At 62.8% G+C, this 13,568-nt stretch carries 13 protein-coding genes; 9 read left to right on the plus strand and 4 right to left on the minus strand.

Annotated elements, in window-relative coordinates; genetic code table 11:
• Position 1: 1 nt before the first annotated feature.
• The 4 genes from ACSSVG_RS10755 to ACSSVG_RS10770 form a co-directional block, all read right to left on the minus strand.
• On the minus strand, positions 2 to 2,320 hold the full coding sequence (locus tag ACSSVG_RS10755; protein ID WP_492418828.1) for a heavy metal translocating P-type ATPase: 2,319 nt from the start codon (positions 2,318 to 2,320) through the stop codon (positions 2 to 4).
• 8 nt (positions 2,321 to 2,328) lie between these two features.
• Positions 2,329 to 2,562 carry a heavy-metal-associated domain-containing protein gene (locus ACSSVG_RS10760; protein ID WP_231342226.1) on the minus strand — a complete coding sequence of 78 codons (234 nt, stop codon included), beginning with the start codon at positions 2,560 to 2,562 and terminating at the stop codon, positions 2,329 to 2,331.
• A gap of 49 nt (positions 2,563 to 2,611) precedes the next feature.
• Positions 2,612 to 2,977, minus strand: a complete 366-nt coding sequence (locus ACSSVG_RS10765) for a metal-sensitive transcriptional regulator (RefSeq protein ID WP_231342224.1) — start codon at positions 2,975 to 2,977, stop codon at positions 2,612 to 2,614.
• Positions 2,978 to 3,045: 68 nt separating this feature from the next.
• Positions 3,046 to 4,956 carry an FG-GAP-like repeat-containing protein gene (locus ACSSVG_RS10770; RefSeq protein WP_492418830.1) on the minus strand — a complete coding sequence of 637 codons (1,911 nt, stop codon included), beginning with the start codon at positions 4,954 to 4,956 and terminating at the stop codon, positions 3,046 to 3,048.
• Between the two features lie 293 nt (positions 4,957 to 5,249).
• Here ACSSVG_RS10770 and ACSSVG_RS10775 point away from each other — a divergent pair, with 293 nt between their 5' ends.
• The 9 genes from ACSSVG_RS10775 (at position 5,250) to ACSSVG_RS10815 (ending at position 13,548) form a co-directional block, all read left to right on the plus strand.
• A complete protein-coding gene (locus ACSSVG_RS10775; RefSeq protein ID WP_492418832.1) occupies positions 5,250 to 6,542 on the plus strand; it encodes an extracellular solute-binding protein in 1,293 nt (430 codons plus the stop codon).
• A 52-nt stretch (positions 6,543 to 6,594) separates the two neighbouring features.
• Entirely contained in the window at positions 6,595 to 7,587 is a 993-nt protein-coding gene (locus ACSSVG_RS10780) for a carbohydrate ABC transporter permease (RefSeq protein ID WP_492418834.1), read from the plus strand.
• Positions 7,584 to 8,495, plus strand: a complete 912-nt coding sequence (locus tag ACSSVG_RS10785; RefSeq protein WP_231342208.1) for a carbohydrate ABC transporter permease — start codon at positions 7,584 to 7,586, stop codon at positions 8,493 to 8,495. Before ACSSVG_RS10780 ends, ACSSVG_RS10785 begins: the two co-directional genes overlap by 4 nt.
• On the plus strand, positions 8,492 to 10,102 hold the full coding sequence (locus tag ACSSVG_RS10790; RefSeq protein WP_492418836.1) for a beta-N-acetylhexosaminidase: 1,611 nt from the start codon (positions 8,492 to 8,494) through the stop codon (positions 10,100 to 10,102). The genes ACSSVG_RS10785 and ACSSVG_RS10790 overlap by 4 nt, the downstream gene beginning before the upstream one ends.
• Positions 10,103 to 10,918, plus strand: a complete 816-nt coding sequence (locus ACSSVG_RS10795) for an IclR family transcriptional regulator (RefSeq protein ID WP_492418838.1) — start codon at positions 10,103 to 10,105, stop codon at positions 10,916 to 10,918.
• Positions 10,915 to 11,319: a rhodanese-like domain-containing protein gene (locus ACSSVG_RS10800; protein WP_492418840.1), complete on the plus strand. Its 405-nt coding sequence runs from the start codon at positions 10,915 to 10,917 to the stop codon at positions 11,317 to 11,319. Before ACSSVG_RS10795 ends, ACSSVG_RS10800 begins: the two co-directional genes overlap by 4 nt.
• A 13-nt stretch (positions 11,320 to 11,332) precedes the next feature.
• Positions 11,333 to 11,998, plus strand: coding sequence for an alpha/beta fold hydrolase (locus ACSSVG_RS10805; protein ID WP_492418842.1), 666 nt, complete (start codon positions 11,333 to 11,335; stop codon positions 11,996 to 11,998).
• Between the two features lie 44 nt (positions 11,999 to 12,042).
• Positions 12,043 to 12,402 (plus strand): iron chaperone, encoded by a 360-nt coding sequence (locus ACSSVG_RS10810; protein ID WP_231342200.1) that lies wholly within the window; start codon positions 12,043 to 12,045, stop codon positions 12,400 to 12,402.
• A 135-nt stretch (positions 12,403 to 12,537) separates the two neighbouring features.
• Positions 12,538 to 13,548 carry a YdcF family protein gene (locus ACSSVG_RS10815; protein ID WP_492418844.1) on the plus strand — a complete coding sequence of 337 codons (1,011 nt, stop codon included), beginning with the start codon at positions 12,538 to 12,540 and terminating at the stop codon, positions 13,546 to 13,548.
• The last annotated feature ends 20 nt before the right edge of the window (positions 13,549 to 13,568 follow it).

Consider the following 13,568-nt stretch of genomic DNA (forward strand, 5'->3'; position numbering starts at 1 on the left):
CCTACTTTCCGAAGGACCGAAGCCTCAACGAGTTCGCGACTACCAGCACCGAGCTCGCTGCCATTGCTGCGCCGGCGATCATCGGGTTCAGGAATCCGAGTGCTGCCACCGGGATACCGATCGCGTTGTAGAAGAACGCCCAGAACAGGTTGGTCTTGATGGTGGACAGGGTCTTGCGGGACAGCTCGATCGCCTGCACCAGCTGACCAAGGTCGCTGCCCATCACCGTCAGGTCGGATGCCTCGATGGCAACATCCGTGCCCGAACCCATCGCGATACCAAGATCCGACTGCGCCAAGGCCGCGGCGTCGTTGACGCCATCACCGGCCATGGCCACCGTGGCGCCGGACGCCTGCAGCTTCCGGACGGCTTCAACTTTGCCTTCCGGGAGTACTCCGGCGAACACGTCTTCCGGTGGGATCCCGACGGCGGCAGCCACTTGGGCGGCCACGGCAGCGTTGTCGCCGGTCAAGAGGATCGGGCGGATGCCCAGGTCCTTCAGCTTCTGAATTGCGGCTGCCGAGCCGGGCTTGATGGTGTCGCTGAGGCTCACAATGCCGGCAGGCTGGCCGTCGACTGCAACCCAGATCGCTGTGGCGCCGCCGTTTTCCTCTGCCGCCAAGGCATCCCGGTGGTCGGACCCGAGGGAAATTCCGTTCTCTTCGAGCCAGCCGGAACGGCCAACCACCACACTTCTAGGGGAGCCGTCCATCGTCACGGTTCCGAGCACTCCGCCGCCCGGGGCGGAACTGAAACCTTCAACGTGAGGCAGGCTGCCGGCGTCGTGCATTGCGTCCTTCGCGGCAGCGGCAATCGCGTGGGCGATCGGGTGCTCCGAGGCGGACTCAACCGCACCCGCCAATGTCAGGACGGTGGCGGAAGAATGGCCGTTCAGTGCCACAGTGTGGTCCACGGCGAGCTTGCCGCTGGTCACGGTGCCTGTCTTGTCCAGCAGGATGGTGTCCACATGGCGGGTGTCCTCAAGAACCTGGGGGCCTTTGATCAGAATGCCCAGCTGGGCTCCCCGGCCCGTTCCGGTCAGCAGCCCGACAGGAGTGGCCAGGCCCAAAGCGCAGGGGCACGCGATCACCAGGACAGCGACTGCTGCCGTGAAGGCTGCGTTGAGGTCGCCCGAGAAGAACAGCCACAGAACGAAGGTGACCACAGCGATAACCAGCACGATCGGTACGAAGACAGAACTGATCCTGTCCGCGAGCCGGGCGATCGGGGCCTTGCCGGTCTGGGCTTGACTGACCAAGCGACCCATCTGGGCGAGGGTCGTGTCGGAGCCGACGCGTGTTGCACGCACCAGCAGGCGTCCGGACGTGTTGATCGTAGCGCCTGTTACCAAGCTGCCCGGTCCGACCTCGACCGGCACTGACTCGCCCGTAACCAGCGAGGCATCGACGGCGGATGCACCGTCAGTGACCACGCCATCGGTTGCGATTTTCTCGCCCGGGCGAACCACGATGAGGTCGTCCACCAGGAGCTGATCCGCGGGGATCTTCTGCTCCGCGCCGTCCACCAAAATCGTTGCGTCCTTGGCTCCCAGGTTCAGCAGCGCCTTGAGCGCATTGCCTGCCTTGGCCTTTGCATTCGCCTCGAGGTAGCGCCCAAGGAGCAGGAAGGTGGTGACCACCGCCGCGACCTCGAAGTACAGACCCCCTCCGGACATGCTTTCCATGCCGGGGTGTTCGGTCATGCGGGGATCCGCGAACAACTGCCAGGCCGAGTAGAGGTAGGCGGCGATGACGCCGATGGAGACGAGTGTGTCCATAGTGGAGGCGAAGTGCCTCGCGTTGATGGCCGCGGCCCTGTGGAACGGCCAAGCTGCCCAGCTCACCACGGGAAGGGCCAAGGCGCCGACGACCCATCCCCAGTTGGCAAACTGGAACGCGGGAATCATCGAGATCGCGAACACCGGCACGGTCAACAGCGCTGCGGTCATCAGCCGGGGCCTGAGTGTCGAGGCGGAGGGGCCATGATCCATGTGATTAACGTGGGCAGAGTGCCCTGCTTCCGGAGCCTCGTTGCCGTGGTGCGCGTGCTCAGTGTGTTCCCGGGCGTGCGGCGCCGGGGCGTGGCGGACTGTCGCTTTGTAGCCCGTCGCGTTGACGGTGTCCACGATTTGCTGGTCCGTCACTGTGGCAGGGACCGTCACGTGGGCTGATTCAAGGGGCAGGTTCACGCTTGCCTCTACGCCGTCGAGCTTGCCCAGTTTACGTTCCACTCGATTGACGCACGAGGCGCAGGTCATGCCCTCGATGTCGAGTTCGATAACCCGGTGTGCGGGCTGGTTGAAAGTGTCCTGGCTACTCACAGGGACTCCTACGCTTGGTTGGCTACCACCAGGTAGCCGGCTTCTGCCACGGCTTCGCCAATTTCCGAGGGCGAGAGCTCTTTGGTTGATGTGATGGTCACGGTGGACAGGCCGCCGGGGTTGAGGTCCACAGCGACGTCCTGGACGCCGCTGAGCGCTTCGAGTTCTTCGCTGACGCTGGAGACGCAGTGGCCGCAGGTCATGCCGGAAACGTTGACATTGGTCTGGATGGTCTGGCTCATGGCGTGCTCCCTGGTGGTGGGTTGGATGGTGTGGTGGTTGGTGGCGGGATTACCGCAGCAGGCGCCCGATGGCATCGGTGGCCTCCTTGACTTTGGCATCGATCTGCTGGGCGCGGGCTTCCGGATCGGGCTCGGATGCTGCACCCACGACGCAGTGGCCGATGTGCTCCTCAACAAGCCCAAGGCTGACCGCATGCAAGGCCTTGGTGGCAGCGGCGACCTGGGTCAGGATGTCGATGCAGTATTTGTCCTCGTCCACCATGCGCGCAATGCCGCGGACTTGGCCCTCAATGCGTTTCAACCGCTTCAGGTACGCGTCCTTATTGCTGGTGTACCCATGCTGTGGGGCATCATCCAGGTCCACTTCGATGACGGGGACGTCCGCGCTCGGGTGATTCAGGTCTACCTTGCTCATGAACCCAACATATACCCCAAGGGGGTATGAATACAAGTACCCCCTAGGGGTATCTTCAGGCGATGGCGTCAGAGGATGGCGGACATGGCGTTCCAGCCTGTTCCGATCCGGACTGTGGGCAGCCAGCCGCTTCCACTCGCACCCGGGTAGAGGAAAAGGGCGCCGGTGCTGTCGCGGGCAACTATGTCCGGCCGCCCGTCACCATTGAAGTCCCCCGGGGCGAGGATGGCCGTCATGCTGTTCCATCCCTCGCCGACTTGCTGGCGGTCCCACCGCCAGCCTCCGGAGCCGTTCCCGCCATAAAGCCAGAGGACTCCGGAGCCGTCACGGGCGAGGACATCGGGAGTGCCGTCACTGTTGAAATCGCCCGAACCGACTATTGCCGTCAGCGAATTCCAGCCGGCCCCGAGGTTGGTTCGTGGCAGCCAGTCCCCGCGCCCGTTGCCGGGGTACAGCCAAAGGGTCCCTGAGGTATCACGGGCGAGGATGTCGGCTGTTCCGTCGCCATTGAAATCGCCGGGAGTGACGATTGCGGAGATGATGCCCCAGCCTGAACCCACGTGTACCCGTGGCAGCCAATTCCCCGCACCGTTCCCCGGATACATCCACAAATGCCCCGCACCATCCCGGGCAAGAATGTCCGGTTTCTTGTCACCGTTGAAGTCGCCCGGGCTGACGACGGCGGTCATGGAGTTCCAGGCGGATCCCACCTGAGCGCGGGGGAGCCAGCCGCCAGTGCCGTTTCCGGGGTACAGCCACAACACGCCTGACCCGTCGCGGGCGAGGAGGTCAGTCTTCCTGTCGCCGCTGAAGTCATTCTTCAGAGGCGTCGGGCTGTTGCCGTCGATGACGTTCAGTGAGCCGGGTGGTTCCGTGATGTAGATCTTGTTCGTCGACTCGTTGATGGCCACATCCGCCGCGCCCCCGGTGTTCAAGGTGGTCGCGGCGAAACTGGCAGCATCGATGACGGTGGTGCCGCCGTTTTCCGTGGAAACATACAGCTTGTTGGTGGTTCGGTTGACGGCGATTTCGGAAGGAAGCAGGCCCGTCCTGATATCGACGCGTCCCCCACTTCCGCCGTTGAAGATGGACACTATTCCCGTTGCGGGTCCGAGTCCGCCCCCGAGCGAACGGCCCAGATAGACCTTGTTTCGCGTTTCGTCGACGGTGAGTTCGGTGGGGCTGGTGTCGTAGCTGGAGAACAGCCCTCCAACATCGTGGGTAGCCCCGTCAATGACATTGAGCTCCATGTAGTTTCTTACCTTGAGGGCTACATAGACCTGGTTGGTGGCCGCATTGATGGCCAGGTGGACAGGCGCGGCAACGTCGTGGCCGGCATCGAGGCGGCTGACGGCGTTCGTGGGTCCGTCGATGACCATCACCCCGCCGCTCAACGCGTAAATCTTGTTGGTTGCCTGGTTGATGGAGAGGTCACTCGACGGACTCGTAGTGATTTGTGTGGTTTGGTTGTTCGTTCCGTTGATCACGTACAGCCCGGAGCGAGTACCAACGTAGATTTTGTTCGTCTTTTGATTGACTACGATGGCTTCGGTTTGCGCCCCGGCCGGGACCATGGTCACGGCAAGCGTGGTGCCATCAACCACAGCCACACTTCCGCCCGGACTGGTTACCCTGTTGCCAACGTAGATCTTGTTCGTGGCTTCGTTGACTGCCACGGCGTCCGCTGTTCCGCCTGTATTTACCTTGGTGATGGCATGCGTTGTGCCGTTCACGATGGTCAGCCCGTCCTCCGTGGCCACGTACACAGTGTTCGTGAGGGCGTTAACTGCCACGTCATGACCATTTGGCCCCACCCCAAGGGTGTCCGTGATGACATCCGCCTCGGCAGGAACAGCCGGGATCCCGGCAAGCAGGAGCGCCGCTACTCCGGCGGCTGCAACCATGGTGCCCCGCCGGGACCACACCCGGCCGATCAAGCTGAACGCAGGCAGCCCTGAATCACTGACAACAGTTCCCACTGAAATCCCCCCAAAAATGCCAGGACGCTCCCCCGCGCCATAGGCCGCACTCTACCGCCGGGCCTCGAAAAGGGCGAGAGTTTGCCGCAGTCATCATCCGCAAACATGCCCGTCCGCACGCAGGAGAATGCGTCTTGGTATAGACCAAAATGCCCAAAAACTGGATTCTTGTTTTGCAATGCAAACCTTTTGGCAAATGTGCTTCCGCCCACACCTGCCCGTTCATAGTGTTTGGTTTCATAGCCGCGGAGGGGGAAGTCCCGCGGAACCCAACTTTTCTCCATGGAGGACACTTGAAACTCGCACGCTCCGCCGCGGCAATAGCCATCGCAGCGCTCGCATTGACCGCCTGCGCTCCGCCCACCTCGAACAACGCAGCCTCCAGTTCGAACGAGCAGACCGGCACGGTCCGCGTCTGGCTCTTTTCCGAGGTCAACCAGGATCCCAAGTCCGCAGTGGTCAGGGAAGCCGTTACTGAATTCGAAGCGGCACACAGTGGTGCCAAGATCGACGTTCAGTACATTCCGGTAGACAGCCGTGCCGAACGATTCAAGGCCGCGTTCAACGATCCTTCCAGCGCACCGGATGTGGCTGAGTTCGGCAACACCGACCTGGCCAGCTACGTGGCATCCGGTGGCCTGGCCGACGTCACCGAGGACATCAAGTCCTGGGACGAAGCAAAGGACCTGGACGGGAAGATCCTGGATACCACCGAAATCGACGGCAAGAACTACGGAGTTCCGTGGTTCGTCGGCGTTCGTGCCCTCTACTACCGCACGGACCTCCTGCAGCAGCTGGGCCTTGAGGTTCCCAAGACACTGGACCAAGTAGAAACCGTCGCCCGCGCTGTCCGGGCCGCAAACCCGGACCTGCTGGGTATCTCCGTTGGTGGTGCTGCGCAGTTCTCCGCCATGCCGTACCTGTGGGCCAACGGCGGCGAGATCGCCACGAAGGAAGGTGACACGTTCGTTTCCGGTTTGGACTCCACCGAGTCACGCGAAGGCGTTGCGGCGTACACGCGGCTGCTCAAGGACGATATTTGCCCCGCCCAGACCTGCGCGGAGTTCGGCGGAAATGCCAGCGTCCAGCAGTTCATCGCCGGCAAGTCGGCCATGACCATCGGCGGTGACTTCAACTACAAGGCCGTTGCCGCCAGCGCCATCAAGGACAAGTTCGCCGTCGTTCCGGTTCCCGGCAAGACCGCTGGTTCCATCGCTCCCGCCTTCGCCGGCGGCAACAACCTTGGCGTCTTCAACAGCAGCGAACGTCGCACCCTGGCTGCTGACTTCGTGAAGCTCCTGGCCAGCAAGAAGTACCAGCAGAAGATGTTCGACTCCATGGGCAACCTCCCCACGTTCAGCGATGTCCAGAAGTCTGTGGCAGAGAACAACAAACAGGTTGAACCGTTCATCAACACCCTCGGTGCCGGAACCAAGTTTGTCCCGGTCACGGAAAACTGGTCCACCATTGACGCCCAGGGTGTCTTCACGGGCATGTACCAGAAGGTGGTTACGGGCAAGGCCGACGTCGACGCCGCCACCGCCGAGGCCGCAACGGCCATGAACACGGCATTCGGGTCCAAGTAATGCGCTGCACCCCCTCACCAAGCTGCACCCCCTCACCAACTGAAGGCGCATCATGACAGCGCTCACCCCGGTTCTGCCCGAGGCGCCCCAAGGCGGCACACCAGTTAAGGGGCCGACGACGGCGGCGCGCAAGTCCCGGCGCTTCTCCAACGGGAAGCGCGGACTGGAGCCCTGGCTCTACCTTGCCCCGGCTTTCATCGTCCTGATCGCCCTGCTCGGCTACCCGATCTTCCAGCTGATCAACGTCTCGCTGTACGACTACCGCCAGGCGCAGGTCAGCGGCAAGGCGCCCCTGAACTTCGTCGGTTTGGGGAACTACCAGAAGCTGTTCGCCGATCCGCAGTTCTGGACTGTCCTTGGCAACACGGTGGTCTTCGCCACCGCCTGCGTGGTGTTCACCTTGCTGGTGGGCAGCTCGCTGGCGGTGCTGGCAACCAGGCTGCGCCCGTGGGTCCGCTCGATGCTGTTCGTGGTCTCGCTCGGCGCGTGGGCCACCCCGGCAGTCACGGGCAGTGCTGTGTGGCTGTTCCTGTTCGAGCCCACCTTGGGCTTGGTCAACAAGACGCTGGTGGCCATCGGGCTGACGCAGTTCGAGGGATACTCCTGGACCTACGACAAGTGGTCGGCATTCGGGCTCGTCGCCAGTGAAGTGGTGTGGTGCTCGTTCCCGTTCGTCCTGGTCACGGTGTACGCAGGCATCCAGGCGATACCCACCGAGGTCATTGAAGCCGCGAGGATTGATGGCGCCTCCATGCCCCGGATTGCCCGCAGCATCATGCTTCCAATGCTCCGGCCCATCGTGATCGTGGTGACCATCCAGTCGATCATTTGGAACTTCAAGATCTTCTCGCAGATCTACATCATGACCAACGGCGGTGGCATTGCCGGCCAGAACCTGGTGCTCAACGTCTATGGCTACCAGCAGGCCTTCGCAGCGAGCCTTTATGGCCTCGGTTCCGCGCTGGGCGTGATCATGACGGCGCTGCTCATGGTCATCACGCTGGTCTACCTCCGGATCCTCAAGAGAACAGGCGAAGCCCTATGACCGCCGTCGACGTTTCATCAGTCCCGCGCCGAACCGCCAAGGCTGAGGCCCCGCAGAAGCTGCGCAAGCAGGGCAAGCGCCGTTTTGGCGCGGATGCCGCGGCAATTGTCATCGCGCTGATCGTTGCCTTCCCGCTGTTCTGGATGGTGCTGTCCGCGCTGAAACCGAAAACAGCGCTCGACGCCGGTGACGCGGCGCCGTACACGCTTGAACCGTCGCTGGACTCGTTCGGGCGCGTCCTGGGTGTGAACAACTTCGGCCAGTACTTCCTGAACAGCGTGATCGTGGCGTTGGTGGTTGTGGTGCTGTCCACCATCCTCGCGTTCCTCGCGGCCGTCGCGTTGACCCGTTACAACTTCAAAATGCGGACCAAGCTGCTGATCATCATCCTGGTCTCGCAGATGGTTCCAGTTGAAGCCCTGACCATTCCGCTGTTCTTCCTCCTCCGGAACGCCGGCGAGGCCATCCCGTTGGTGGGCCTGAACCAACTGGGATCGCTGGTCCTGGTGCATGTTGGTTTCAGCATTCCGTTCGCCATCTGGATGCTTCGTGGATTTGTGGCGGCGGTTCCTCTGGAAGTTGAGGAGGCCGCCCGTTTGGACGGTGCCAGCAGCTTCCGGTTTGTCCGCTCCATCCTGTTCCCCCTGGTGGCGCCGGGGGTGGTGGCATGTTCGGTGTTCTCGTTCATTTCCACGTGGAACGACTTCCTGTTCGCTAAGACCTTCATCATTTCCGCCCAGGAGAACCAGACGCTGCCCATGGCATTGCTGACATTCTTCAAGCCCGACCAAAACGATTGGGGCGCCATCATGGCCGGCTCGGTCATCATGACCATTCCCGTGCTGATCTTCTTCGTATCAGTCCAGCGCAAGCTTGTATCCGGACTGGCTGGGGCGGTCAAGGGATGAGCGCGCTTCACCAGCTGGTCCCGGCGCCGTGGGCCTTCTCCGCGGGGACCGGCGAATTGGAGCTCGACGCCGGCGCAACCTTGGGTGCGGATCCTGCGTTCGCCGGTACCCGCCGCTGGTTGGCCCGGGCTTTGGGGGCAGCCACCGGTTGGGACCTCGCTCCCGCGCCGACCCGCGGGGCGGACATCCGCCTCCTGCTTGACCCAGCGCTCGACGCCGAGGCGTACCGCTTGGAGGTGAGTGACGCCGTCGTGATTTCTGCTGGCGGTGCCGCGGGTGCGTTCTACGGTGCGCAGACGCTTCTGCAGTTGATGGGGGCGGCTGCGCTGCGGCAGGCTCCAGTTGGGTCTGTTGAGGGGTGGCCGGTTCCGCGGGTTTCTGTGGAGGACAAGCCGAGATTCGGCTACCGCGGAACCATGCTGGACGTCGCGCGGCACTTCATGCCCAAGGACAACGTGCTGCGGTTCATTGAGGTGATGGCGATGCACAAGCTGAACGTGCTGCACCTTCACCTCACGGACGATCAGGGCTGGCGGATCCAGATCAACCGCTATCCCAAGCTGACTGAAACGGGCGCTTGGCGACGTGAATCGTCGCTTGGCTCCTGGCGTGCAGGCGTTTTCGACGGCCGCCCGCACGGTGGTTTCTACACGCAGGAAGACCTTCGCGAGATTGTGGGCTTCGCCGCTGAACGGCACATCACCGTCATCCCCGAGGTCGACGTTCCAGGCCACAGCCAGGCGGCCATCGCGGCCTACCCGGAGCTTGGCGCGGGTGACGGGCCTGTGGAGGTGTGGACACGCTGGGGCATCAACGAGACCGTTCTGGAAATTTCCGAAACCTCGCTCGAGTTCTACCGGAATGTGCTGGACGAAGTAGTGGAGATCTTCCCCTCCCCGTGGATAAGCCTCGGCGGCGACGAAGTGCCCCTGACGCAGTGGCAGGCCAGCGCCAAGGCCCAGGCGAAGGCCGCAGAACTGGGCTTGGATGACGTTTCCGGTCTGCACAACTGGTTCGTGGGGCAGTTGGCGTTGCATGTGAAGGGCCACGGCCGCGCCACGTCCGTCTGGGATGAAATCGGCGACGGCGGCCTTCCGGACGGTGCGCTCGTCGCGTCCTGGCGTGGATACGAGGGCGGCATTGACGCCCTCCGCAAGGGCTACGACGTGGTGATGTGCCCCGAGCACAAGCTTTACCTCGATCATCGCCAAGCGGATGGCGACGACGAACCCGTGCCGGTTGGATTCGTGACCACGCTTCAGGCCGTCTACGAGTTCGAGCCGCTGCCTGGTCTTGAAGGCACGGACTTCCCGGGCCGCCTGCTCGGTGCCCAGGCCAACATCTGGACCGAGCACCTGGACTCACCGCGCCGCGTGCAGTTCGCAGCGTTCCCGCGACTCAGTGCGATCGCCGAAGTGTTCTGGTCCAACCCGGAAGGCCGGGACTACGATGAATTCCTAACCCGACTCACAGGCTCCCACGTGGCACGGCTCGATGCCATGGGCGTGGAATACCGGCCGTTGTCCGGTCCGATGCCGTGGCAGCAGCGCCCGGGTGTTGAGGGTTGGAAGCGCGATTACGACGCCGAGCAGCTTGTAAGGAACTGAGTGACTATTGAAGGCAAGGATGCCCGGAACTCCTCGGCATCACTCCGCAAAGCGTTGGCTCTGCTGTCCGTCGTGGCAGAGGAGCCCGGCAACGGTGATGGGCTGGCGCTCGTGGAGCTCGCCCGACTCTCCGGCTTGAACAAGAGCACGTTGTTGCGCCTGGCCGCACCACTGCTGGAGGAGAACCTGCTGGAACGGGATCACGAGACGGGCAAGTTCCGCCTGGGCCATGGCTGTTTGCGCCTGGGCCAGTCTTATCTTGACCGTGTGGATCTGCGCAGTGTCGCCAACGGTGAGCTTCGGAGCCTCATGCGTGCCACGGAAAGCACCTGCCACTTGGTGGTGCTTTCCGGGCACGACGTGGTTTACCTGGACAAGGTGGAGGACGAGGCCACGGTGCGCATGGCGTCGCGGGTGGGCGCAACCATGCCGGCCTACTGCACTGCTGTTGGCAAGGCCATGCTCGCCTTCAGTCCCGAGGAAGTGGTGGGGCCGATCCTCGCCTCCGAGCTCCACCCGCTCACAGAGAAGACCATCACGGATCCGGCGCTGTTGCGGGCTGATTTCGAAGCCATCCGGCGGCGGGGCTATTCCATTGATGATCGGGAGAACGAGCCGGAGGTGCGCTGTGTCGCCGCCCCGATCTTTGGCCACGACGATCACGTAGTGGCAGCCCTGTCCGTATCTTCGTTGTCGTCGCGTATGACCGCTAAGCGTGTCCGCGAGGTCGGGCCGATGGCTGCGGAGACAAGCCTCCGGATTTCCGCCAAGCTCGGTTCGCGCCGGGCATCTGCCAAGCTGGCGAAGCTCGCATGAGTATTACTGCATCTGAATACTTCCGCGCCAAGCTACGGTGCGAAATCGACGTCATGGAAGTGGCTGAGTCCGAGCCTGGTTCATTGGTTGTGGTGGACACCCGCCGTCGGTCTTCGTGGGACCACGGACATATTCCCGGATCGGTACATATTCCAACGGCCCGGATTCCTGTGCTGGCCCCTGATCTCGTCCCGGTTGATTCACAGGTGGTGGTGTATTCCTGGGGCCCGGGGTGCAACGGCAGCACGTTTGCCGCGCTGGCCTTCGCTGAACTCGGGTACGCCGTCAAGGAAATGATCGGCGGCATCGAATATTGGATCCGGAACGGACTGCCTGTGGAAACAGCAGCGGGTGTCGTCCAAAGTACGCCGGATGCGCTGGTGACAGCACACACGGCCTGAGTTGAAGCGGGGCATGATGGCGGTTTTCGTACTGATACACGGCGGTGGTTCCACCGCGTGGGACTGGCATCTGGTCAGCCCACTGCTTGAAGCGTCCGGACATGGTGTGGTGGCCGTCGACTTGCCCATCGAAGATGTTGATGCCGGACTCGAGGACTACACCCGCGCAGTGGCGGAAGCAGTTGGTGATGCCCGGCACACCATCGTGGTGGGGCACTCGCTGGGTGGCTTCACGGCACCCTTGGCCTGCGAAGAGCTCCACTCCGACGGTTTGGTGTACCTCTCGGCAATGATTCCGATGCCGGGCGAGACCTTCGGCGACTGGTGGACCAACACAAGACATGACCGCGAGACCATCCCCGAAGAGCCATATTTCAATCTCGTCCCTGCAGATTTAGCACTGCAGGCCACTGACAGGGAGCGCGACCAGCAAGGTGCCTGGATGTCAGGACCTTGGCCTGGCAACCATCCGGACGTGCCGACCTTGGGGATTCTGTGCCGTGACGATCTGTTCTTTCCACCGTCGTTCATGACGCGCCAAATTCGCGACCGGCTGGGAACCGAGCCGGTAGAGATCCCTGGCGGTCACTACGCCACACTGAGCCATCCGGCCGCCGTGGCCGCGGCCCTGAACGACTTTGCCCAGCAGATCGCTGGAAGCAAGGTGCGCGAGAACTAGCTCGAATATGATCGGGGGTGCAGCATCGCACAAGGAGGACCTCCATGACAGCCACCTCGATCAGCGAGTACATCGACCAGTACGACGGCGACGTGCGGCAGCGGTTGTTGGCCGTGTACGACATGATCCGCTCGGCCGTGCCGGACGACGCGGTGGAATCGATCAGTTGGCGCATGCCCACCTTCAAGCTCGGCACCGAGCCGCTGTTCTTCTTCACCGGAACAAAGCAGCACATCGGGTTCTACCCGACCCCGGACGCAATCGCGCATTTTTCGGTGGAGCTGGCCGACTATGGAACCACCGGGCACGCCATTAAGCTGCCCCATAAAACCCCGCTCCCCACCGAGCTGATCCGCGACATCATCGCGTGGCGACTTCAGCAGCTGCCTTCCGGCGGGGCTTGAGTTACTCGCCGATGCGTCACCAATAGGCTGCGTCACCTATAGAAGGACCGCTTCCATGTGGCCACCGGCGAAGGCCTCATGCCCGAATCGTACGAGGCACCCCGCGGCGTTAGCGGCACCGCATAGGCTTGGACCATGCTGACCCTGGTCCTTGGACTTCTCTTCGCGGGCCTCTTCCTTGCCTCGTTTCAGTCGGATCGGCGCCGGCTCCGGAATGGCGTGCTCCTGCTGGTAGCGGCGTGGTTCCTGCTGCAGGCCCTCCTGGACTTCCTGATTGACCTGAACCCTTGGTTCGAGTGGCTGAACCTGGTGGTTTTGGTGGTGCCCGTGGTGAGCATCTTCGTCTTTGCCGGTTTCTTGATCGCCAACGGGATCACCATGGTCCGCAGGGAAGGCCCCGGCATCAGCAGTTTCCTGCCGATGGCTGTGGGAATGGCGGTGTTCCTCGCGCCGGTTGTCGCCTTCCTTTTCGTGCTGAGCGGGCAGCCTGTGTTGGCCGGCCTGGCCGCGTTGGCGTTCTTCCTTTGCGCCTATCTTGGATGCGCGTTCGTGGTGTTCCTGGGGTATGCCTTGGTCTATTCCAGGATGCGCTTCACTCCGAACCCGGCAGCGGTGATCGTCCTGGGCTCCGGCTTGATCGACGGCAAGGTCCCGCCTCTGCTCGCCGCACGCCTGAACAAGGCTTTGGAAATTTACGACGGCGGCGCACCGGTCAAACCTGTTTTGGTACCTTCCGGAGGCCAGGGCGCGGATGAACCCCGGCCCGAGTCGACGGCCATGAAGGAGTACTTGGTGGCCAAGGGTGCAGCTGGCAGCGACGTGGTGGAGGAGGACAGAGCCACCACCACCCGGGAGAACCTCGCATTCTCTGTGGCCCTTCTGGCCGAGAGGGGCATCCAAGGGCCGCTGCTGGTATGCACCAACAACTACCACGTGCTCCGCGCGGCCCTCCTGTCCCGACGCCAGAAGATCAGTGCGGAGGTGGTGGGTGCTCCGACGGCCAGGTATTTCGTGCCCAGCGCCTTCCTGCGGGAGTTCGTGGCCGTGATGAGGGACAACCGGCTGACCAACATCGTCCTTTGCCTGCCGATGTTCGGGATTGCCCTGCTCATCACGGTCGCACTGATGAACTCCCCGGTGGTGTGACTCTTACCTAAGGTTTAGAG

The sequence above is a fragment of the Paenarthrobacter sp. E2MeOHC11 genome (assembly GCF_058744955.1).